At 48.2% G+C, this 21299-nt stretch carries 17 protein-coding genes; 6 read left to right on the top strand and 11 right to left on the bottom strand.

From position 1 onward, the window contains the following. Position 1: 1 nt before the first annotated feature. Positions 2–2494: an EAL domain-containing protein gene (locus BZG23_RS08610; protein ID WP_198532130.1), complete on the bottom strand. Its 2493-nt coding sequence runs from the start codon at positions 2492–2494 to the stop codon at positions 2–4. Positions 2495–2913: 419 nt separating this feature from the next. On the opposite strand from BZG23_RS08610, the gene BZG23_RS08605 reads away from it, so the two are divergent. The 3 genes from BZG23_RS08605 to tkt all read left to right on the top strand — a co-directional run bounded on the left by BZG23_RS08605 (position 2914) and on the right by tkt (position 7154). Continuing rightward, positions 2914–3930 carry a sugar-binding transcriptional regulator gene (locus tag BZG23_RS08605; protein ID WP_046075617.1) on the top strand — a complete coding sequence of 339 codons (1017 nt, stop codon included), beginning with the start codon at positions 2914–2916 and terminating at the stop codon, positions 3928–3930. 180 nt (positions 3931–4110) lie between these two features. Beyond that, the gene (gene tal / locus BZG23_RS08600) at positions 4111–5061 is read left to right on the top strand and encodes a transaldolase (protein WP_046075616.1); all 951 of its coding nucleotides are present in this window, start codon (positions 4111–4113) and stop codon (positions 5059–5061) included. A 98-nt stretch (positions 5062–5159) separates the two neighbouring features. Next, complete coding sequence (tkt, locus tag BZG23_RS08595; RefSeq protein ID WP_077606677.1) at positions 5160–7154, top strand: transketolase; 1995 nt, start codon at positions 5160–5162, stop codon at positions 7152–7154. 117 nt (positions 7155–7271) lie between these two features. Here tkt and BZG23_RS08590 read toward each other — a convergent pair whose 3' ends face one another. Next, the gene (locus BZG23_RS08590) at positions 7272–7460 is read right to left on the bottom strand and encodes a hypothetical protein (protein WP_046075614.1); all 189 of its coding nucleotides are present in this window, start codon (positions 7458–7460) and stop codon (positions 7272–7274) included. Between the two features lie 98 nt (positions 7461–7558). Here BZG23_RS08590 and soxR point away from each other — a divergent pair, with 98 nt between their 5' ends. From soxR to cspE, 3 genes are all read left to right on the top strand, one after another. Then, positions 7559–8032, top strand: a complete 474-nt coding sequence (gene soxR / locus BZG23_RS08585) for a redox-sensitive transcriptional activator SoxR (protein ID WP_077606676.1) — start codon at positions 7559–7561, stop codon at positions 8030–8032. A 327-nt stretch (positions 8033–8359) separates the two neighbouring features. Then, on the top strand, positions 8360–9319 hold the full coding sequence (locus BZG23_RS08580) for a LysR substrate-binding domain-containing protein (RefSeq protein WP_077606675.1): 960 nt from the start codon (positions 8360–8362) through the stop codon (positions 9317–9319). Positions 9320–9568: 249 nt separating this feature from the next. Then, positions 9569–9781 (top strand): transcription antiterminator/RNA stability regulator CspE, encoded by a 213-nt coding sequence (gene cspE / locus BZG23_RS08575; protein ID WP_069360900.1) that lies wholly within the window; start codon positions 9569–9571, stop codon positions 9779–9781. Positions 9782–9982: 201 nt separating this feature from the next. On the opposite strand, the gene BZG23_RS08570 is transcribed toward cspE, so the two are convergent. The 9 genes from BZG23_RS08570 to BZG23_RS08525 all read right to left on the bottom strand — a co-directional run bounded on the left by BZG23_RS08570 (position 9983) and on the right by BZG23_RS08525 (position 21299). Continuing rightward, the gene (locus BZG23_RS08570) at positions 9983–11158 is read right to left on the bottom strand and encodes a tetratricopeptide repeat protein (protein WP_077606674.1); all 1176 of its coding nucleotides are present in this window, start codon (positions 11156–11158) and stop codon (positions 9983–9985) included. Then, positions 11158–11790: an energy transducer TonB gene (locus tag BZG23_RS08565; protein WP_077606673.1), complete on the bottom strand. Its 633-nt coding sequence runs from the start codon at positions 11788–11790 to the stop codon at positions 11158–11160. The genes BZG23_RS08570 and BZG23_RS08565 overlap by 1 nt, the downstream gene beginning before the upstream one ends. Next, the gene (locus tag BZG23_RS08560) at positions 11790–12194 is read right to left on the bottom strand and encodes an ExbD/TolR family protein (RefSeq protein WP_046075609.1); all 405 of its coding nucleotides are present in this window, start codon (positions 12192–12194) and stop codon (positions 11790–11792) included. The genes BZG23_RS08565 and BZG23_RS08560 overlap by 1 nt, the downstream gene beginning before the upstream one ends. Next, positions 12194–12742, bottom strand: coding sequence for a MotA/TolQ/ExbB proton channel family protein (locus tag BZG23_RS08555; protein WP_077606672.1), 549 nt, complete (start codon positions 12740–12742; stop codon positions 12194–12196). The genes BZG23_RS08560 and BZG23_RS08555 overlap by 1 nt, the downstream gene beginning before the upstream one ends. Beyond that, complete coding sequence (locus BZG23_RS08550) at positions 12739–14088, bottom strand: MotA/TolQ/ExbB proton channel family protein (protein ID WP_077606671.1); 1350 nt, start codon at positions 14086–14088, stop codon at positions 12739–12741. The genes BZG23_RS08555 and BZG23_RS08550 overlap by 4 nt, the downstream gene beginning before the upstream one ends. Then, positions 14085–14852, bottom strand: coding sequence for a DUF3450 domain-containing protein (locus BZG23_RS08545; protein WP_198532132.1), 768 nt, complete (start codon positions 14850–14852; stop codon positions 14085–14087). Before BZG23_RS08545 ends, BZG23_RS08550 begins: the two co-directional genes overlap by 4 nt. A gap of 621 nt (positions 14853–15473) precedes the next feature. Continuing rightward, positions 15474–18587, bottom strand: coding sequence for a type III restriction-modification system endonuclease (locus tag BZG23_RS08535; protein ID WP_077606668.1), 3114 nt, complete (start codon positions 18585–18587; stop codon positions 15474–15476). 9 nt (positions 18588–18596) lie between these two features. Further along, positions 18597–20540, bottom strand: a complete 1944-nt coding sequence (locus tag BZG23_RS08530; protein ID WP_077606667.1) for a site-specific DNA-methyltransferase — start codon at positions 20538–20540, stop codon at positions 18597–18599. Between the two features lie 72 nt (positions 20541–20612). Then, positions 20613–21299 carry a DUF4391 domain-containing protein gene (locus BZG23_RS08525; protein WP_077606666.1) on the bottom strand — a complete coding sequence of 229 codons (687 nt, stop codon included), beginning with the start codon at positions 21297–21299 and terminating at the stop codon, positions 20613–20615.

The raw sequence follows: 21299 nt of genomic DNA, 5'->3' as shown, positions 1-21299 counted from the left end.
CTTATCCACTTGAGGACGAGCGTATATTTTGTTCTCTTAGCACCGTGGTCGGTTGCACGCTGTCCATGCGCTCAACGTAAGCCTGATATTGTTGGAACGGAAGCGGCCGAGAGTAATAATAGCCCTGTGACACATCGACACCATAACGTCGCAGTAATGTCTCCGCTTCCTCGGTTTCCACGCCCTCAGCAACGACCATTACCCCCAGTGATCGCGCCATGTCCGTGGTCGCACGAACAATGCTTTGGTGACGACCACTCTTGTGAAGATCTCGCACAAAACTGCGATCAATTTTAAGCTCAGTGAATGGGAGTTGCGAGAGGAAATATAACGAGGAATAGCCCGTGCCATAGTCATCGATCGATACTTCAATGCCACTGGCTGATAGTGCTGTAATCAGTTGTTTTAGCCAGTTGTAGTCCTCGACCATCACCGACTCTGTCAGTTCCAGCGAAATCAAGTTAGTCGGTATGTCATATTGATGCGCCAGCGCGACCACACGGTTGGCCAGATCCGGAATATAGATATCAGACGCACTGATATTGATTGACAGGCGGCGACAATGGCCGTTAGTGATCAGCTGCGCTTGCTGCTGGAAAGCCCGCTGAATCACCCACAGCGTGAGGTTATTGATGATACCGACATCTTCTGCCATCCGCACAAACACTTCAGGCGATATTTGCCCGTACTCAGGGTGTGTCCAACGCGCTAAGACTTCCGAGCCATGGACAGAGCCAGTGCGTAAATCAATCTGCGGTTGGTGATACAGCTCTAATTGATCATTCTCGATAGCATCCCTCAGGTCGGTCACGAGAGAAACATGCAATTGATGGTGTCGTTGCTCGTAAGAATTAAAATGTGCATAGTGGCTGGCAAGCGATCGATGTTGATCAATGGCGCTCAGGGCGCGGCTGATTAAAAGGCTTGGGTGGTCACCGTCAGTGGGATAGTGGCAAACACCAATACGCGCATTCACTTGCGTCACAAATGAGCCAACACATAAGTCACCATTTAATCCTTTAATGACGGAATCGAGAATCGTATCGCAAGCCGAGCGGTCGACATCATCAATCAAAAACGCAAACACGCCCTCTTTTAAACAACCCAAACGATAATCCGGCATATCACTGTCGGTTTTCACTCCCAGCACAGGTTGCATCATCAACACATCATTAATACGGCCAGCAATCGCGTTAATGTATTCCTCGCGGGCGTGCTCATCTAAATACGGAAGCAGGCTGTTGTAATTATCCACTGATAAACAGCACAAATTGAAACGGGCATTTCGGCTGATCAAATCATTGACCACCATATGTAACACATTGTTATTCGGTAGATAACTCAGCGTGTCATGCGTCAGCGCCTGCATTTCCTGTAATCGCTGGTACCGGAAGCGTTCAGCGAGAGCCAATGAAAAGAAAATCATGGTCATTCCCAGCGACATCATCAGTGCGTAACGTGATAGCAGACTGTAATCAATAACGTTGAGCATCAGAGCGTAGAAAATCACCCCGCCCACCATGGCCGGGATCCAACAGAGGGTAAAGAGCGAGAGCCAAAGTTTCTTCGGTTGCCATTGGTGCCATACATAATAGGCCACCAAGCCATAGACCGGTAATTGCGCGATAAAAACAAATGAAAGCGACACATACGTGGGGGTGATAAAACTTAGCAAGGCCAAGCCAAACAGCCCCCCGGTGGTCATAAAAAAGAGTGAACGCGCACGCTGATAAAGCCGACTTCGCTCAAAGTCTAGAAAATAGTAGGTGAACCATAATCCCGCCATGAGTAGGCAAACGGCCAACGCCACCAAGTGATTACTGATAAATATCTGCACCGGATCCGGCAAAAAGTAACGACTGAAACCATGATTAACACTCACAAGCAAGGTACTCATTAGAGCGACAAGCACAAAAATGAGATAGACGCGCTGACGACTGTAGACATACACCCCTGCGCTATACAGCGCGACCAAAAAGGTAAAGGTGATGAAGCCGCCCCAAACCAAATGCAAAGACCGAGATAACTGATCAAACGCCTGGTGCGACATCACGCTTAACGGCATGATCGCCATATCATTCGAGGTGACTTTGAGCAGTAATTGGTTATCGCGCTCCGGCAGTAAGTTAACCGGAATGGAATGGGGCATTGGCAAGCGGCTCAAGCGTGCCGATGTTTTATCCCCTGCTTTTATCTGTGAGCGCACCTGCTCGCCATCCAAAATATGGTACGCGTCTAGATAGTCAATCAGTGGGTTATCGGTGAGCACATGAATGTCGCGCTCAGTCAATCCGTGGTAATTAAACTCAAGCTTGATCCAATAGGTTTGATAAGCCAGCTTCCACGGGATCTCACCCGTGTTATCGGCTTTCGTAAAGGGGGCATGATTGAGCACATAGTTAAGAGATAGCTCGTTTGTCTCGTCAATGAAATAGCTATAGTCCGTATCCACCAGTGATAGTTCGGGCGCTGTGGTGCGACTCAAACTCGTCATCCAAAATCCGACAGCGAACATAACCACCAGTATGAACAAGGTCGTCACCCAAATAAGGGGCTGCCGAGACTGCAATGCGTGCATAAAAATACACTCCTTAGCCAAAAACGAGTCTGCCGCCCAAGATTTACTCCCTTTTCTGTGTACATCTTTTAAATTAATCTGTCCGGAAACCTGGGAGGGACTTAATAAAACTAGATAGTAATGGCTATTTTTTCAAACATAACGCCTTTAAAAAGCCTGTCCGCGCCATCAATCAGATATTTCCACGACTTGTGGTTGCACCTAAAACAATGAACAATCGTTTTTAAACATAACATTTGTTCAAATCTCGTCAGCTCGCTATACTGAATCGCCGTTGCAGTCAGCCGTACAGTGTGCGGTGAGTTTGATTCGATCGATGAGCGAGACCAAAATACATGAGTACGCCGACGTCCCTAGATAACGTTCACGAAGACACTGATTTGCTTACCGAAATCGCCATTCTGTATTACCAGCAAAGCGCGACCCAAGAGGAGATCGCACGCAAATACAAAATAAGTCGCCCCAAAGTCAGCCGCCTGCTCCGAAAAGCACGTGAGGAAGGGATTGTTGAAATAACGGTGAAGTTTCACCCGGTGCACAGCGCTCAGTTGGAGCAAAGGCTCATGGCGCGATTTAATCTCAAACGCGCATTAATTTCTCTCGACCAGCCCAGTCCCGAAGAGCAGCGCACTCAAGTCGCGACCCTGGTTTCCACTTACTTGGATGGTAACCTCAACGACGGCATGGTGGTCGCGGTGGGACAAGGCCAAAACGTCGCCGCGGTGGCTGATCATCCCGGAGTCGTCTCTCATCGCCAAGCGCGCTTTGTCTGTGCTATCGGCGGTACCCACCGAAGTGGTGATGCATTCAACGCGGATCATATCTGCCGGCGTCTCGCCAAAAAATTTGGCGGCAGCAGTGAAACCCTGTATGCCCCCGCCTACGTCGATAACGAATCAATCCAGCAAGTGTTTGTCTCTCACCCCAATATCAGTGAAACCTTGAACCAGGCGAGAAAAGCAGAGTTCGCCCTGGTCGGCATTGGGGACATGGACGAAAATAGCCATATGGTCAAATTGGGCTGCTTTACCGCACGCGAATTTGTTGAAGCACGTGTTAACCATGGTATTGTCGGAGATATCGGTGGCTTTGATTTTTTCCGTCTCGACGGACAACCCACCGATAATTTGATGCGAGGGCGAGTGGTTGGGCTAGCCATGCCTGATTTGGCGCGTATTCCCAGCGTTATCGCGATGGCCAGTGAAAGTCGCAAAGCCTTATCTATTCTTGGCGCTTTGCGCACGGGCGTGATTGATGTGTTGGCCACCAGTGCCAGCTGTGCGATGGCGCTGCTCAACATGTCTGAGCCTGCTCCCGATGAAACCGCGTTCACGTTTCAACAGGATGAGTAAATTCGTGACGAAAGAGTGAGACTTAACTCTCTTTATGTCGCAATACAATTGACAAGTGACGTAAAAAACTCAAAGATCGTCACATCATTTGCTCAGACGCGTTGCATCTGTTCATATTCAGAGCAAGCGTTAGCACGTAATTCGGCGTCTGGGCCTACCACGTAAAGAAGGTGAGTGAAGATGAGCAACAAACTGGATCAACTCCGTGCCCTAACCACAGTGGTCGCTGACACAGGCGACATCGAAGCGATTAAAAAATACCAACCGCAAGATGCCACAACTAACCCTTCTCTGATCCTCAAAGCCGCGCAAATTAAAGAATATGCGCCGCTGATCGAGGAAGCCATTGCCTATGCAAAATCACATAGCAGCGATGCAGACCAACAGGTTGCCGATACCTGTGACCGTCTCGCCGTCAACATTGGTAAAGAAATTCTCAATGTGATCCCTGGCCGTATCTCTACCGAGGTAGACGCACGCTTGTCGTATGACACAGAAGCCAGTGTTGCCAAAGCGCGCAAGCTAATCAGCATGTATAACGAAGCTGGGATCAGCAACGAGCGCATTCTGATCAAACTGGCGTCAACTTGGGAAGGTATTCGTGCGGCAGAAATCCTGGAAAAAGAAGGGATCAACTGTAACCTGACGCTCTTATTCTCATTCGCACAAGCACGTGCCTGTGCCGAAGCGGGCGCTTACCTGATTTCTCCGTTTGTGGGCCGCATCATGGATTGGTACAAAGCCAAAGAAGGCCGTGATTTCGAGGCGGCAGAAGACCCAGGCGTTAAATCTGTCACCACCATTTACAACTACTACAAAGCTCACGGCTATGACACCGTAGTGATGGGCGCAAGCTTCCGTAACACAGGCGAAATTCTAGAGCTTGCTGGCTGCGACCGTCTCACCATCAGCCCACAATTGCTGCAAGAGCTTAGCGACGCCGACGGTGACGTGCCAGTTAAGTTAAAAGACGCGGGGGCCACCGAGCAGCGCCCAGCGCGTATGACACATGCTGAATTCTTGTGGGAGCACAACCAAGACGCGATGGCCGTTGAAAAGCTCGCTGAGGGTATCCGCAATTTTGCGGTAGACCAAGGCAAGCTTGAAGACATGATTCGCGAACAATTGTGATCCAACACAAAGCGTGATTTAACACAATAAAAGCGGCTCAGTCCGCTTTTATGATACTGTTTGACCCTATTTCACCTGTTCAACCTGTAGGTAAACACATGGAACGCAAAATGCTAGCTAACGCCATCCGCGCCCTTGCGATGGACGGTGTTCAAAAAGCCAAATCTGGTCACCCAGGCGCCCCAATGGGCATGGCTGATATCGCCGAAGTCTTGTGGCGCGACCACATGAACCACAACCCACAAAACCCAGATTGGGCCAACCGTGACCGTTTCGTACTGTCAAACGGCCACGGCTCTATGCTGATTTATTCGCTACTGCACCTGACCGGGTATGGCGTATCGATTGACGATCTCAAACAGTTCCGTCAATTGCACTCGAATACCCCAGGCCACCCTGAATATGGTTACGCACCGGGTATTGAAACCACCACAGGTCCACTCGGCCAGGGCATCACTAATGCGGTGGGCATGGCAGTGGCAGAGAAATCGCTCGCGGCGCAATTTAACCGCGACGGCCACGACATCGTCGATCACCACACCTACGCATTCTTGGGTGATGGCTGCTTGATGGAAGGTATCTCACACGAAGCATGCTCACTCGCCGGCACCCTAGGCCTGGGCAAGCTGATCGCCTTCTGGGATGACAACGGCATTTCTATCGATGGTCATGTTGAAGGTTGGTTCTCTGACGATACCGCGAAACGCTTTGAATCTTATGGCTGGCACGTAATCCCTGCAGTAGATGGCCATGATTCGGCGGCTATTCAAGCGGCCATTGACGCGGCAAAAGCGGAAACCGGCAAGCCGACATTGATCTGCACCAAGACCACCATCGGTTACGGCTCACCCAATAAAGCGGGCAGCCACGACTGCCACGGTGCACCACTGGGTGATGATGAAGTACAAGCCGCGCGTGAATTCCTCGGTTGGGAGCATGGCCCATTTGAGATCCCACAAGATATTTACGCACAGTGGGATGCCAAAGAAGCCGGTGCGGCCAAAGAAGCCGCATGGAACGAGAAGTTTGCCGCCTATCAAGCACAATACCCTGAGCTAGCCGCTGAGTTTACTCGTCGCATGAAGGGTGAGCTGCCAAGCAACTGGGACAGCGAAACGCAAAAGCTGATTGCCGATCTGCAAGCTAACCCAGCCAAAATCGCATCACGTAAAGCATCACAAAACGTGTTAGAAGCGTTCGGCAAGCTACTGCCAGAACTGCTCGGTGGCTCTGCTGACTTGGCACCGTCTAACTTGACCATGTGGTCAGGCTCGAAAGCGATCAGTGCCGACGATGCCAGCGGTAACTACCTGCACTACGGTGTGCGTGAATTTGGTATGACTGCCATTATCAACGGTATTGCCCTGCACGGCGGTTTTGTGCCTTACGGTGCGACCTTCCTGATCTTTATGGAGTATGCACGTAACGCGATGCGTATGGCTGCCCTGATGAAGGTGCAGAATATTCAAGTGTACACCCACGACTCGATTGGCCTAGGTGAAGATGGTCCAACTCACCAGCCGGTTGAGCAAATGGCCACGTTGCGCCAAACGCCGAATATGAGCATGTGGCGCCCGTGTGACCAAGTTGAATCCGCGGTCGCGTGGAAAGCAGCGGTTGAGCGTAAAGACGGCCCAAGTGCCCTCGTGTTCTCTCGCCAAGGCCTGGCTCAGCAAGAGCGTGATGACGCACAATTGGCTAACATTGCCAAAGGTGGCTACATCCTAAAAGACTCAGCAGGCAAGCCTGATCTGATCTTGATTGCGACGGGCTCGGAAGTCGAATTGGCGATGGAGTCAGCTGCGAAACTAAGCGACGCCGGCAAGCAAGTGCGTGTCGTCTCTATGCCAAGCACTGACTTGTTCGATAAGCAAGACGCCGCCTACCGTGAGTCCGTGCTGCCATCAGACGTAACAGCACGTATCGCCATTGAAGCGGGTATCGCCGACTACTGGTACAAGTACGTGGGTCTAGATGGCCGCGTTGTCGGCATGACCACTTTCGGTGAGTCCGCACCGGCTGACGAGCTGTTCAAGATGTTCGGCTTTACCGTTGAAAACGTGGTTAACACCGCTGAAGAGTTGCTCGCTTAATCGCATCTCCACGGCACGTTAATTCTGCGAAGGCCAGTCAGCAATGACTGGCCTTTTTTCTACCCTCGCTTCTCGCATCCTGCAACCCATGCTTTAACAGCGACAGATGCAGCGCGCTTATAGAAAGCGACTCGCCGAGGGACGCACATTAGCATCCAGAGTATCCACCCCTATGTCATTTTGAAGGTGGGCTGGCATCGATGCGATTGGCACTGCTTTCGGTTTACGGCTCGTACCAACTCGCCCTTGAACACCTTGGATAATCGCCAATAACATTGAGGTAACGCCCGCTTTCATTTCTTTCATCGTGATTCCCCTCTCATTGTGTTGTGAAGATGCTAGTCAGGATAAAACCTCAAGTTATATTGAGGTAAACAAGGAGTGGCAGAAAAAGGTGAAAAAAGATGGAAATGAGCGTTGGGCAAGTGGCAAAACGCGCGGGGGTAAAGGTGTCTACCCTGCATTTTTACGAGCAAAAAGGCTTGATCACCAGTTGGCGTAATGCGGGCAATCAACGCCGTTACGACCGCGCTGTTCTGCGTCGTCTTGCGGTGATTAAAGCAGCACAACATGTGGGGCTCTCACTTGAAGAGATAGGCGAAGCATTAAGTGAATTGCCCTCTCACCGCGCTCCCACCAAAGAGCAATGGCGTGATATGGCACAGCGCTGGGATGCCACCCTCAATGAGCAAATCGCACGCTTACAGCAGTTACAGGCCAATTTAAGTGGCTGCATTGGCTGTGGCTGCCTATCAATGAAAACCTGCTCGCTCTATAACCCCAATGATGTGGTCGGTGAAGTCACCCAAGATGACAACGTGTTGAATCATCCGAAAATGGGAGTAGCCCAACTGTTAAAAGATTGGGGAAGGGGTTAAACCTTCCTCAATCGGTCAGATCATCGACGAAACAAATAGTCACTCGCGTTAGGCCGCGCTCTGTGAGGTACCTCTAAATCGAGGTCGTCACGTAGGTGTTGAGGAAGCGCTGAGACATGCACCACTCGCTTGACTTTTGCGCGTCTTGCACGCCACACAGTTAATGCTTTCTTAACTGAGGTGACAACTTGTTTTATGGTCGGGAATACTGGGTCATACATCGTAATCATGGTATATCGCCTTTTTGAACAATTCTTATGGTTTATTTTTGTTCAACCAACGATTATGCTCAAACGATAAACACTGACATTCAGTTAAGGTGAGCTTATGTCAAACGCCAGCACTACACGCATGCCGCCGCTCCAAGGTTTATATTACTTTTACCAAGCGGCTCACCTAGGCAGCTTTAAAGCCGCTGCCAATGAGTTGTTTGTTACGGCGGCCGCCATCAGCCAACAGATAAGGCTACTCGAGGAGTGGCTCGATACCCCTCTCTTTTATCGTCAGCATCGCAAAGTGACGCTAACACCGGAAGGCGAGATTCTTTTTTCACATGCCCAACAAGGCTTTAGAAGTATTCTCAACGGTGTGTGGCTGCTCAATAATGATCCGGGCCCTCATCAGTTGTCACTGTCAACCGTCCCATCATTCTCCCAAAACTGGCTGGTCCCACGGCTTGCAAAATTCAGAGCGTCTTACCCAGATTTATCGATCATGCTGGAATCCACCACCACGTTGAATACCTTCGAACAATCCTCGATTGATCTATGTATCCGGTACGGTGGCGGCCACTACGACGGCTTGCACAGTGAATGGCTGATGGGCGATATCCTCTACCCTGTTTGCCACCCTCTCTATCAGCAGCAAGAAGGCATTTATACCCTCGAAGACTTACCCAAGGGTCATTTAATCAGTGATATGTGGCGTGATATGGACTGGACCCGATGGCTCAATACCGTCGGCATCGCAGGGGGCTCCTCAACCATCACTTACAACGGCTCTAACTATGCCATTGAAGGCGCATTATCGTTGCAAGGGATAGTGCTGGCTCGTCATAGTTTGGTGCAGCGATATATAGCTGACGGCACCCTAGTGCGTATCGGTCGAGCAGCGGTAAAACCTACCAATGGTTACTTCTTGTGCGCCCCTGCTGGCTACTTTAAACGCGATAAAGTCGACCAATTTTGTTGCTGGATAAAGCAGCAAGCGGATGAGTTTAAGGCAACTTGGCCACGCGAGATCACCCTGTACAACGATACTCACGCCGTAACGCAAAGAGAGCACTAATACACTCAACACAGTACGGGCTTACAAATTTTCAAAAAAAAGTATAAGTGCTTTACATGTGAGCGTAATGCTGTATGGTGGTCACAGCTCTGGAACATGGAGCATCAATGATACATCAAGTAAAAGTCAACATAAGCTACGCTATTATCAATATTATAGAGTTTCTAACGTTACCCGCTTTCGCTTTTAGACATTTCATCGACTCCGTTCAAAGCTATCCTATTTTTTGTAATTTAAGAGAGAATGATTATGTCTAATCAAGCAACTGGTATCGTAAAGTGGTTTAACGAAGAGAAAGGTTTCGGTTTCATCACTCGTGACAACGGCGAAAAAGACGTGTTTGTACACTTCCGTGCGATCGTTGGCGAAGGTTTCAAAACCCTAACTGAAGGCCAGCGTGTGAACTTCACCGTTGAGCAAGGCCAAAAAGGCCCACAGGCTTCTGACGTTTCTGTAGCATAAGAAATCAGACCTGATTGATAGAGGGCGCTCAGGCGCCCTTTTTTTGTGCCTATCATTTGGTGAACGTGGTCAACACGGCGGATAGCAAGCGATAGAGACAAAACATTTAAACAAAAAAGCCCCAACTATCTGGTGTCTCACCAGGCTGGGGCTTTTTTATATCAGAGCAACGACCAAGGTCACTCGCTACCTATGGCTTAATCAGCCTCGCTGCTGCATTTGCTGACGCTTTTTCAAAAACGTTAACCAGCTTTCTACCGCTTCATCAGGGGCAATCTTTTTAGCAATGCGTGCTTGCTTGAGCGCCTGGTCAAACTGCTTTAGTTTGTAGTAGGCGCGCACTTTGGTCAGCGCTATCTCTTTGGCTGAGGCCCCTTTACCCGCCTTATCAAGCGAAGTAAGTGCTTGCTGATAGTCGCCTTGCTGAATTTGCATTAACGCCAATTGCCAATGGTACTGACGGTCTTTTTGTGCCGCCAATTGCCAAGCTGAAACCGCTTGAGGCCATTCTCGCGCTTGCTGCCATAAGCTTGCTTGCTGCGCGAGCGTTTGCGCATCTTGTTCGTTCTCAGGCAAGCGTTTGAGCCACTTCGCTGCCCGTTCGGGTACGCCCACATTGGCATACAACTGCGCCACCGTACGCTGCTCACTCGGTTCAAGCGCCATTCCTTTTCGCTTGGCGAGTAAATACGTGCTGATCGCCTCTTTTGGCTGCTCCAAGCGCACATAGTTGGCCGCCAATTGGCGCCACCATTGCTTATTGTCAGGCTCGCGCTTCAACAATGCTTTAAGCGTCGGTGTCGCCCCGCGCCATTGCTCGAGTTGTAGCTGTGCCCCCAACTTCAACGATAGCGCCGACACGCTGGCCCTATTTTTTACCACGCCCTGATACGCCGGATAGGCGCTTAATACCTTACTCCACTGCTCACGCTGGTAGTGCGCCTGCATAATCCGCAGCCACACGTCTTCGGCTTGATCCGTCTTTTCTTTGGGGACCGAGCGTGCAAGCGGATAGTAGTATTGAAGCGCAGCGGTATATTGCCCATCAATCAACAATAAATCAGCGAGCATACGCTTGGTTTGCCAGGCTTGCGCATCTTGCAACTGTTCACTGTCGACCGCGCGTTGAATATGGACGATCGCCTTATCGTTATTGCCATATTGCCAATAGAACACTCCCAGCGCCCGGTTTACAAAGGCTTTGTCGTAGGCGCGTTCAGCAGACAGCGCTTCGAGCACGGCAATCGCCTCCCCCAGTTTGGCGTCTTGCTCTAACGTTTGTGCTTTTTCAATCGAGCGTGCCACCGATGGCGAAAGCTGCGCAGCGACTGGCAGCGAGATGACCAATACTAAGGTAACAATGAGTCGTTTAAACATTAGCGTAAGTTAAACTCCAGTTTCACCTGTTGACCGGGTTGGGCCACGGCTTCTCCGTTAACCACTTTCGGCTCATATTTCCACTTGCGTAGCGCACGTAACGCCTCTCGCTCAAAAACACGTGGCGGGTTGGCATCGACCACGGTCAAATCTTGTGGGCGTCCCGAGGGACTAATGGTAAAGCTCACCACCACAAACCCCTCTAGGCCGCGTCGCATGGCGCGTGGCGGATAGTTGGGTTCGACCCGAAATAGCGGCATCGCCTGCTGATTGTTCGGCCCAGTGCTGACATTTAAATCGCCTAGCGACGGCGCTTGCACCATCACGCCTTGAATATTGCTTTGTACATTCAAGTTAGCCATATCCGGCTGTGGCGCAGCACTGGATTGTGTCTGCGTTTGGGTGACCGGCGTCGGTGGTTTAGGCACCTCTGGCGGTGTCGGGCGCTCCGGGACACTGCGTTGGCGACGTTGTACCTCGGTATCCGGCTCTTGCATGAAAATATCAATGCTTACCGACTCAGCCGTGTCCTGAGGCCGCTGAGACGATTGTCCGACCATCAACGCCATCAACATAAACAGGCCAAGCGTAACCATCAACGCCGCCGGCAATGAGATTAGCCATCGCTTCATTACGGCGACTCCGTGGCCAACGCAATGCTGCCAATGCCGGCCCCTTTCGCCGCGTCCATCACTTCAACCACCGTTCCATTGTAGGCCAACTCATCGGCTTGAATCACCAGCGAGGCGTCCGGCTTATCGAGCAATAGGTGTTCAAGCGTCGCTTCGACACGTTCCACATCGACAAGGCGCTTATCAATGTACACCTCATTCGAGGCGGTGACCGCGACAAAAATACCCGCCTCTTTCTGACTGGTTGAGTGGCTGGCTTCCGGGCGGTTTACTTCCACGCCAGACTCACGCACAAACGAGCTGGTGACGATAAAAAAGATCAGCATGATGAACACAATGTCCAACATGGAGGTTAAATCAACCTGCGCTTCTTCGCGCTGTTTTTGGGCTCGAATCAATCGCATTACTGACTCCGAAGCGCCTGCTGCAGCGCGACTTCTCGGCGCTGACAGGCTTTAACTAAACGGGCATGGGCAAACATACCGGCTAAAGCAGCCACCATACCTGCCATGGTGGGTAAGGTGGCCATTGAAATACCTGAGGCCATTAAACGGGGCTCACTGGTGCCTTGACTGGCCATCACATCAAACACAGAAATCATCCCCGTGACCGTGCCTAACAGCCCCAACATCGGACAAATCGCCACCAGGGCTTTAATAAAGCCAAGATAACGGCCGAGATCCTGTTGGGCTTGAAACAACCAGCCTTGGCGAATGGCGCGTGCATGCCAAGAATGGTGATCGGTACGCGCCTGCCACGCCGCAATCCACGCACGACGTTGTGCGGGGAACCGTGAATACAGGTATAGCAGGCGTTCAATCACCAACACCCAGCACACCAATACCACCACACCGAGCCACCAAAGCACGGGCCCACCTTGCGCCATAAAATGACGCAAGGTGCTCCAAATATCTTGCTGGCCAAGCTGTGAGAATAACTCGACGTCTATCATGCCGCTTGTCCGGTTTCCGCTCGCTGATCACTGTTTTCAGCTTGTTCAGCCACCAAACTAATGCTTTGCTTTTCCAGCATGCCACGAATGTGATCAGCTTGCCCACTGAGGATGTTATGCGCCAGCAGTAACGGAATGGCCGCAATCAAGCCAAGCACTGTGGTGACCAACGCCATCGAGATGCCATCTGCCATCACTTTCGGGTCGCCATTGCCAAACTGAGTAATCACTTGGAAGGTCTCGATCATCCCGGTTACCGTCCCCAGCAGGCCGAGCATCGGCGCCAACGCAGCAAGCAATTTCAACATCGAGAGGCCTTTTTCACAGCCTTGCTGTTCATCCACCACCGCTTCTAATAAACGCAGCTCCAGTGATTSAACATCACGCTTTGGCGCATCATGATAGACCTTCAGCACACGGCCAAGCGGGTTATCTTCTGGTGATTCTGGGTGTTTAAGCTGGCGATGCATTTTGGCGTGAATCGAGAGCAAGACTGCCCCACGGTAGAGCGCAATTAACAAGCCGACCGCCAATAAGGTCGCGATCACTTTGGCAACAAAGCCACCTTGCGCAAAGCGTTCGCTTAAGCTTGGCGCGTTTTCTAGCTGCCCAAGTAACGCGCCACGCGACGGATCGACAAGTACGGTCTCACCCACGTTAGCGATAGCTTGCTCAAGCTTCGCTGGTGTTAAGGTGTCATCAGGCTGTGCGCGGTAGGGAACGGCCACTTGTCGTTCAGCTTGCCAGCTTAAATACCCTTGCTCATTCACCAAGCCTAGGTTACCCACTCGCACCACCGACTGTTCAGACGACACGCCTTGCGCATTCACTACAGGTAAAGAAAGGGTTTGCAGCTGACCACTGGTTTGCATTTGGGTGAGCATGCCCTGCCACAGGCTATTAAGCTGGTTGAGCGAGGGCAAAGTATCAGCGGCAACAATATCTGCCACCGTTTGATTAAACGCAGGTTGAGTGATTGCCACATAGCTCGACGCGCCGTCAGTCTGGATGGTTTTACTTGCTTGGCGCACCACACCAAACAGCTCACCCAAACTGCCCGACTCCAAACGCAGCTTATCTTCTAACGACGCCAGTTTTTGCTCGTTATCGCTGAAGGTGTCACTCAGTTTCTCTGTTTCCGCCTCTAACGCGTTGCGCGTGGCTTTGAGCTGATTGAGCTTTTCACGTAGCTCACGCTCGGTCAGCGCGAATTGTGCTTCTCGCGCTTGGTTATGCTCAGTCGCCTGTTGATGCGCCTGTTGGGTTTGCCCAACAAGATCATCGGCGTGGGTAAAAGGCGCAATCGCGGCAAAACAGGTTGCGGCAATCAGGGTTTTCCAATTCATGACTTCACCCCTTGGTTAGCACTCAATGGCAGAGATAACAATGACGGTGCCATTTGCTTTTGCGCCACCGCAAAGGCCTTATCCACCGCGTCTGCGACACTCGCATCCAGCTCAACCCACTGATCATCACGGGCGCTCCACAGCCAATACTGCTTACCATCTAAGCTACGCGCCACCAGCGACATACGGCCAAGATGGAGGACATCGACCTGGTGATCTCGACCATTGAGTACAACGGTATCTTGGTAGGCATCAAGCTTGCTGCCATAGTCTCGCTCTATCTGGTATGCCTCGAGAATACGACGGAATTTCTCCGAGTCCGCCACATCGGCACGCCCCATCATCGCCTGCAGTTTTTGCAAACGAGCTTGGCGTTGCTCGGCTTTAAGAGGAATATCCTTGGCAAGCCACTGCTCGAGCCCACCCAACATGCGATACATCAACGGCACAATACCTTGGCGGGTGTCTTTGATCTCGTCGATTTGATTCCGCAGGCTGGTCGCCTCTTTATCCTGATTGACCACCAAGTTTTGCAAGTGATCGCGATAGATTTCCAGGTTACTGATCTGCGCTTGCAGCTGCTCAATTTCTTGGCGCATGGCCAAGCTGCTATCAGAGTGGCGGTTAATCCGTGACTGTRACTGCGCGGCCTCTTGGGTGGTGTTACCCTCGATGGCTTGAGCTTTTTCGAGTTGATCCGCACTCACCGCTGGCGTCAGCGCCAAACAGGACGCAACGCCTAGCGCGAGCCGAAATGAAGACAATTTTATCATGGTGATATCTGCAAATATGCTTGATGATATGGCATAGCCATAAACAAAAGTGAGAATAGTTTCTATTTGCGTGCAATGTACCGAGTTTGACGGCAAAAATCTAGCCTAGCAGGCCTAGAAACGCGGGAATATTGCCCATATCGAGTCATGATGAGATAGCTAGTTACTCGTTCCCACGCTCCTRCGTGGGAATGCACACCAAAGTTATCCTCTAACAATCATACTTTTCCGCCAACGCCTTTAAATTTATCAACAAACGCAGCAATTGTGTCACAATTGAACCTCCCGATGGCCGGCTTTATCAGAGCCGACCCGTTTAATCCTTTGCCTTTGCGCTTGCTATAACTTGGCCAAGGTGCGACCAATGGTGCGAATGTCTTTGCCCGATCCGCTCGGCCAGCTGCGGCCGCGTGAGCGTGTTATCGGCCGCTAGCAGGGCGATGATGGCCTCCGGCGTCTTCAAGCCTTGAATATCCACCGCATCAATATTATTTACAGGGGCGTTTACAGAGGCATTTACAGGGGCGTTTTGTGTTCTCATTCCCACGCGGGAGCGTGGGAATGAGTAAAAGCGCCCATACTTGGCACGCTTAAGCCTGTATTTTCTCCCGGTTAGCTTACGACTTCCATCAGTTTCGAGTAACTCGTAACAACATCATATTTGACGTTTTCACTCGTGACCTCTGCATTGATTTTTTCAAAGAATTTTCTGGCACATTCAATCTTGCGATCTTCTATGCCACGCAATTCAAGCGAAGACATCGTTCCTTTAGTCTCTGCAATAAAGTAAATGTGTTTAACACTTCCTTCTTTGAAAGAAATCGCCCAATCAGGATTGTAGTCGCCAACGGGTGTCGGTATCAGAAAACCGCGAGGCAGTTTTGCATAAACCACGACTTCTTTGCTTGTATCAAGCTCGGTAACAAAGTCCCGCTCAATGCCTTGTGAATCAACGACAACATAATCATAAATATGCTTATTAACCCCACTAACGGCTTTTGTCATATCTGTCATTTTTTGCTCTGCCGTGAATATATCGATATCATAAGATTCGTTAGTTGGGTCATATGATAGCTTCTCGATAATCACAGATGCCTTTTGCTCCTTTATAAGGCGTGAAGCTTCAGCGAGAAAATTCTCAGGGTTCTGCTTAAATTGTGCAAATACTACAGGCTCTATCCCCATCAGTATTTCGGCGACTGTTTTTCGAGTCAGTACGCAATTTTCAGCCAACTTACCCACTAAGTCATATTGAACAGAGGAACGAACTGATGATTGGTAAGTTTGTACTTCAGTATCTCTTACTTTAAAGCTATGCCCAGACTTTAACTGGTCGTCGGTAATACCCTCTAATTGAATACCACCCTGAATAGTATACTGAAGAGGCGTGACCTTAAGCTCTTTGTTGAGTACCCGAATACAGTTTTTAATCAACTCAGATGAATCAAAATCAACCTTATAAACCGCTTTGCGATTGATTTTTTGCCAAAGTTCCTGAAACTCTTTCTTATCAAAGTTAGCATTCAACGGATTGTTTTTAGGTTTACGATCATCACCAACACCAGGAAGTTGCGCTTCACTATAAACACCATCAATCAGGGTTAATATCTGTTCTTGGTACGGCTCTAAGTCAGCAGGCATTGGCGCTAACTGTCCACTAGCTTTAGCCTGGTGGAATGATGGCGCTATTGAGTCGTCAGCTTCATTGGTATAATCATTTTTAAGCAAATACTTATAAATTTGCTTAGCCATGACAGGTGTTACTTCTACAGGCCCATCAGCCGTTGTAATTGTCTTACCTGTAAAATAAGCTTCATCTGCTTTTCTAGGTCTCGCTGAGAGAGACTCGCTGATTTCTTTTTGTAGATTCGTGACAAAGTCTTTATAGCTTTCACTTGCAATCACCGACAAAACATTAATTTCATGCACAGTTGCCGGATGGTCTTGTCTGTCACCATATTTATTGACGGCCAGACGTAAACCACGCCCAACTTCTTGACGACGAGAGATAGTGTTGTCGCTATGTTTTAACATACACATGACAAATACGTTTGGATTATCCCACCCCTCGCGCAAGGCCGAGTGTGAAAAGATGAATCGAGTAGGCTCTTCAAACGAAAGTAATTTTTCCTTATCTTTTAAAATCAAATCATAGGCATCTACATCATCTGATATACCTGCCTCTTCGCCCCGTTTCTTTACTCCTGGATTTTTAAGCTGCTTTGACTTTTTGTCTATCGAGAAGTAACCATTATGCGTTCTAGAGCCTTCAATAGCTGATAGATAGGCTTTATAGGCATCATTCTGCTCACTCGGTAAAAGGGTCAACTCATCAAGATACTCCTGTACAAGCAAGGAGTACTCTTCTTCAAAGATGCGAGCATATTCGCCTTTCTCATCGGCTTGAGAGTAGTCTCTATACTTTGCGACTTCGTCAATAAAAAAGAGAGAGAGAACCTTTATACCCTGGTTAAAAAGTGTTTTTTCTTTTTCAAGGTGCGCTTTAATTGTCTCGCGGATCTGTATACGACGAATGGTCTCTTCGGTCACATCCCCCGTGGCATCGCCCGCAGTTAAAACGTGGCCATTCTTGAATTCAACCGTATCGTTAATCGCGTTGACATCAGTAACCACAAAATCACGGTACTGATCCAGACCATTACTAAGATAAAAAAGATTATCGCCCTTAGTGACCTTCTTGGGTATGCGTTTAATGCCATTCTGTTGTTTAACTTCGATCTCAATGCGAGCCACTGGCATTTTTTTCGAGATCTCGATGGACTCCAGGTATAGATAGGCTGTCGTACCCGCTAAGCCTTTTACTGAAATACCACGAACTGCAATTTTCTTAACCAGCTTATTGTTATAAGCATCAAGCGCATCCAGGCGATGCACCTTATTGTGTGTTGTCTTATGCGTGGCCGAATATCGAAGTACCATCAGTGGTTTGAATTTGGCTAAGGCATCCAATGTCTTCTTGCCTTCCATCTTCTGCGGCTCATCTAGAATCAGGATCGGACGGTTTGCACTAATAACATCTATAGGCCGCCTGGATTGGAAATCATCTAACTCTCTAAATATTTTTCTACTCTCTGCGGAAGATTTCTTACCTTCATTAGCTTTTTTCTCTGCATCAGCCGCCGCATTAAAGGCTTGAATATTGATGACCATCACATTGATGCCACTGTCAGAAGAAAAACTCTCTAACTGGTGCAATTGTTTCGAGTTATAGATAAAGAACCGGGCCTTTTTACCGTCGTAATTCTGGGCAAAATGCTCACTCGTAACTTGCAGCGATTTATAAACGCCTTCGCGAATGGCGATGCTAGGCACTACGATAATAAATTTGCTCCAGCCATAGCGCTTATTCATCTCAAAGATGGTTTTGATGTAGCAATAGGTCTTACCTGTACCGGTTTCCATCTCAACATCGAGATTAATCTTAGCGCTAGCATTGCTGACTAACGCTTCTGAAACAGGGAGGTTCTGTCTACTTTGAACACCATGGATATTCTGCAATAACTGCGATTCAGTGATCGCGAGGTCAGCATTTTTAAAACCGTCTTGATCAACCATATTCCAGCCAGATTGGCCATGTTTATCAACAGATAAACCTGGATCAATACGGTAACTAATACCTCCAGCATTAGGTTGGCCTGCAAAGCAGTCAACAACCGACTCTACGGCAACAGTTTGATAAGGCTGGACTTTGAACTTGAACTTCATACTCCCTCCTTATATCGCTTTAACTTCAGTATGCGGCGACACTTGCTTGAAAATCTGCTCGGCATTAATTTTTACTGCATCACTCTCAAAGCCGTCATCACGGAACACCACGCGAAGTGGCTCTTTTGTAGCTAACTCTTTAATCAAAGCTTCATTTATACGCAGATCAAAACAGGCCACCAACGCATCATCATCAATAAAGAAAACTGTCTTGCCTTGAATCGTTTCTTTTTTGATGGGTAAGGTTAAATCGACGCCCCAATCCAGCAGTACCTGGAAGAGTAAATCCTCAGCAGTGCGGTCTGGTTTAATATTATCTACCAATAAGTCTAACGAACCCTGAGTAACTTGATCTGGCGAGTAGTACACATCCGCCATATTGGATGAATCTACTTTAAGTACTCGAAAGCCAAAATCTAAATCATCAAGGTTTCCTTTATATGATTTTGCTATACTTTTTCCTGCTCGGCGAATTCGTTCTTTGCTTATCTCAGCAATATTATTGGGGACACCGAGTTTTTCACAAAACTCTAAGGCAACTAAACTATCTACATTGCTATCATTAATCACTTCTGGAATTTGAATCGAAATAAATCGTACTTTCTTATTAATTAACTCTTTAAACACTGCATGAGCTGTACTTCCCGAACCACTGAAAAAATCTAAAACAGTATCACCGCTTTTTACCGTCATAGATATAAGCTTTCTGATTAACTCTGTTGGTTTAGGGTATGGAAAGACGTCCTGACTTCCCAACAAGTCTTCGATTTCAAGTCGTGCTGCTTGCGTATCAGGAACACCAGCTAAAATTGATTTAGGTGACTCAAATTCTACCTTCTTTTTACTATATAACTTACCGTTTTCTTTAAAATAAAACTCAACAATCTTTTGCCCTTTTGAATCGAAGACCTCTTCACCTCGTAACCACGCTAGAATCATATTTTTCATAGTCCAACCAGTCGAAAGCGTAACTTCTTTTGCTAGTTTCCCAGATTCAAATACCAACTCTCCTTTTATTTCTATAGCTTCAGAACCTTCAATCTTCCCTGTAATTGTTTTGTCTTGTCCTTCATATCTGATACCAGGAGGAAACGTAATCTCAGAAGCAGGGTGCCTCCTGTCAATTTTCTTGTTACATCTCTCTACTGAGAATGTTTCATCACCAACCTTTTGAAATAAGGGTAAACTAGATTTGTTTTTTGCATAAACCAAAATATATTCATGTGCTCTAGATATGTGACCTGCATTAATACCTCGTGGAAGAGACCATATTAGTGGAACGAGTGCATTATCTTCACCAAAAACCTCATCGCATAACTTCCGTAAATTGTGGACTTCGTTATCATCAATACTTACAAATATTACGCCATCATCAGACAGGAGGTTTCTTGCTAGCTTTAGTCTCATGTAAATATTGGTTAGCCAATCTGAATGAAAGCGACCATTAGATTCACTGTTAGCTATTAGCCTTTTTCCTGAATCATCAACTTGATTGGAGGAAATTAAATAGTTTTCTGCATTATCCGCATAATCGTCTCTGTATATTAGATCTTCACCTCGATTATAAGGAGGATCGATATAAATCATCTTAATTTTGTCTAGGTATGGTTCTTGCAGCATCTTTAGCGCATCAAGATTATCGCCTTCAATAAAGAGGTTTTCAGTCGTGTCAAAATTAACACTTTCTTCTCGACAAGGTCTTAAGGTCTTGGCAATAGGTGCATTCGCTGTTAGTAGTGCTTCTCGCTTACCAGGCCAGTTCAACTGATAGCGCTCTTGTGGGCCTTCAACGATTGAATTTGATAGCTCTTGTTTAAGTTGGTCAAAGTCAATGGCTAACTTTAGCTCTCCGTCAGCCCCTTTTGACTCCGTCACGCAGTTCGGAAACAACGCCTGAATTTTCTCTATGTTTTGCTGCGTCATGTCGGGGCTGTGCATCTGTAATTTATCCATGTGTTCACCTTTTGCGTGATGCCTTGCATAAAAAGCATGTGGCACTATTTAACTTATTGAAATTTTTATTCTTTATGCGAGTAACTCTTCAAGCTCGCACCTTAAATTCTTTAACTGCTTATTGAGCTCAACCTTGCGGTTAAACTGTTTCTCGGCATTAACCTTCTTCTTATATTGCGAGATTTGCTTTTCCAATGCCTGAATTGCCACCAAGCGTTCAATGACCTCTTCAATACTCTCAGCGGCTCGTTGGGGTATGGGTAACAAGCGAGTAAGAAGCTTTTGATACAGCTCGGCCATATCGATGGCGGTAGGCAAACCCAACACTTCTGAAGTCACTGTTAATGAATCATCTGAATAGAAGGTTTCTGAGCGTAAATAGCGGCTACAAAACCATTTTGACTGATCATTTTCTGCCTTACGTTTATAGCAAGCGGCGTAGTAGCCTTGTTCACCACTAGGCCCCCATATCTCAAATAGAATGGGAAAAGGTATGGCCAAATCAATCGCTTTTAGTACGCTGTCGTCTATCGAGCCACCTTTAAGCTTCACATTGAAAACCTGTATTTCACTGACCTCATTAGTTTGTGGAATATTCAGCGTGTTGGGCGATAGCTTGTAAGCCCAAAGGATCTGTTCGACTTGCTCTACAAAAAGTGACTTCAACCCAGCGCTTGCCGCACTGTGTTCGTATATTTTTTTCTTCGGCACGACACGACCGAACTTTGCTTTGTCAGGAAATATCCAAGGTGAGTTCAT

The organism is Salinivibrio sp. ML290 (genome assembly GCF_001995695.1).
Classification (GTDB): Bacteria; Pseudomonadota; Gammaproteobacteria; order Enterobacterales; family Vibrionaceae; genus Salinivibrio; species Salinivibrio siamensis.
Note: the sequence above shows the minus strand (reverse complement) of the source record. Positions and strands in the feature narration are given on the sequence as shown.

Excerpts from the sequence above, each read along its gene's own strand:
- tkt (WP_077606677.1), top strand. The coding sequence starts at position 5,160 with ATGGAACGCAAAATGCTAGCTAACGCCATCCGCGCCCTTGCGATGGAC.
- BZG23_RS08605 (WP_046075617.1), top strand. The coding sequence starts at position 2,914 with ATGAGTACGCCGACGTCCCTAGATAACGTTCACGAAGACACTGATTTG.
- BZG23_RS08570 (WP_077606674.1), bottom strand. The coding sequence starts at position 11,158 with ATGTTTAAACGACTCATTGTTACCTTAGTATTGGTCATCTCGCTGCCA.
- BZG23_RS08610 (WP_198532130.1), bottom strand. The coding sequence starts at position 2,494 with ATGACGAGTTTGAGTCGCACCACAGCGCCCGAACTATCACTGGTGGAT.
- BZG23_RS08555 (WP_077606672.1), bottom strand. The coding sequence starts at position 12,742 with ATGATAGACGTCGAGTTATTCTCACAGCTTGGCCAGCAAGATATTTGG.
- BZG23_RS08560 (WP_046075609.1), bottom strand. The coding sequence starts at position 12,194 with ATGCGATTGATTCGAGCCCAAAAACAGCGCGAAGAAGCGCAGGTTGAT.
- BZG23_RS08525 (WP_077606666.1), bottom strand. The coding sequence starts at position 21,299 with ATGAACTCACCTTGGATATTTCCTGACAAAGCAAAGTTCGGTCGTGTC.
- BZG23_RS08535 (WP_077606668.1), bottom strand. The coding sequence starts at position 18,587 with ATGAAGTTCAAGTTCAAAGTCCAGCCTTATCAAACTGTTGCCGTAGAG.
- cspE (WP_069360900.1), top strand. The coding sequence starts at position 9,569 with ATGTCTAATCAAGCAACTGGTATCGTAAAGTGGTTTAACGAAGAGAAA.
- tal (WP_046075616.1), top strand. The coding sequence starts at position 4,111 with ATGAGCAACAAACTGGATCAACTCCGTGCCCTAACCACAGTGGTCGCT.
- BZG23_RS08590 (WP_046075614.1), bottom strand. The coding sequence starts at position 7,460 with ATGAAAGAAATGAAAGCGGGCGTTACCTCAATGTTATTGGCGATTATC.
- BZG23_RS08530 (WP_077606667.1), bottom strand. The coding sequence starts at position 20,540 with ATGGATAAATTACAGATGCACAGCCCCGACATGACGCAGCAAAACATA.
- BZG23_RS08565 (WP_077606673.1), bottom strand. The coding sequence starts at position 11,790 with ATGAAGCGATGGCTAATCTCATTGCCGGCGGCGTTGATGGTTACGCTT.
- BZG23_RS08580 (WP_077606675.1), top strand. The coding sequence starts at position 8,360 with ATGTCAAACGCCAGCACTACACGCATGCCGCCGCTCCAAGGTTTATAT.
- soxR (WP_077606676.1), top strand. The coding sequence starts at position 7,559 with ATGGAAATGAGCGTTGGGCAAGTGGCAAAACGCGCGGGGGTAAAGGTG.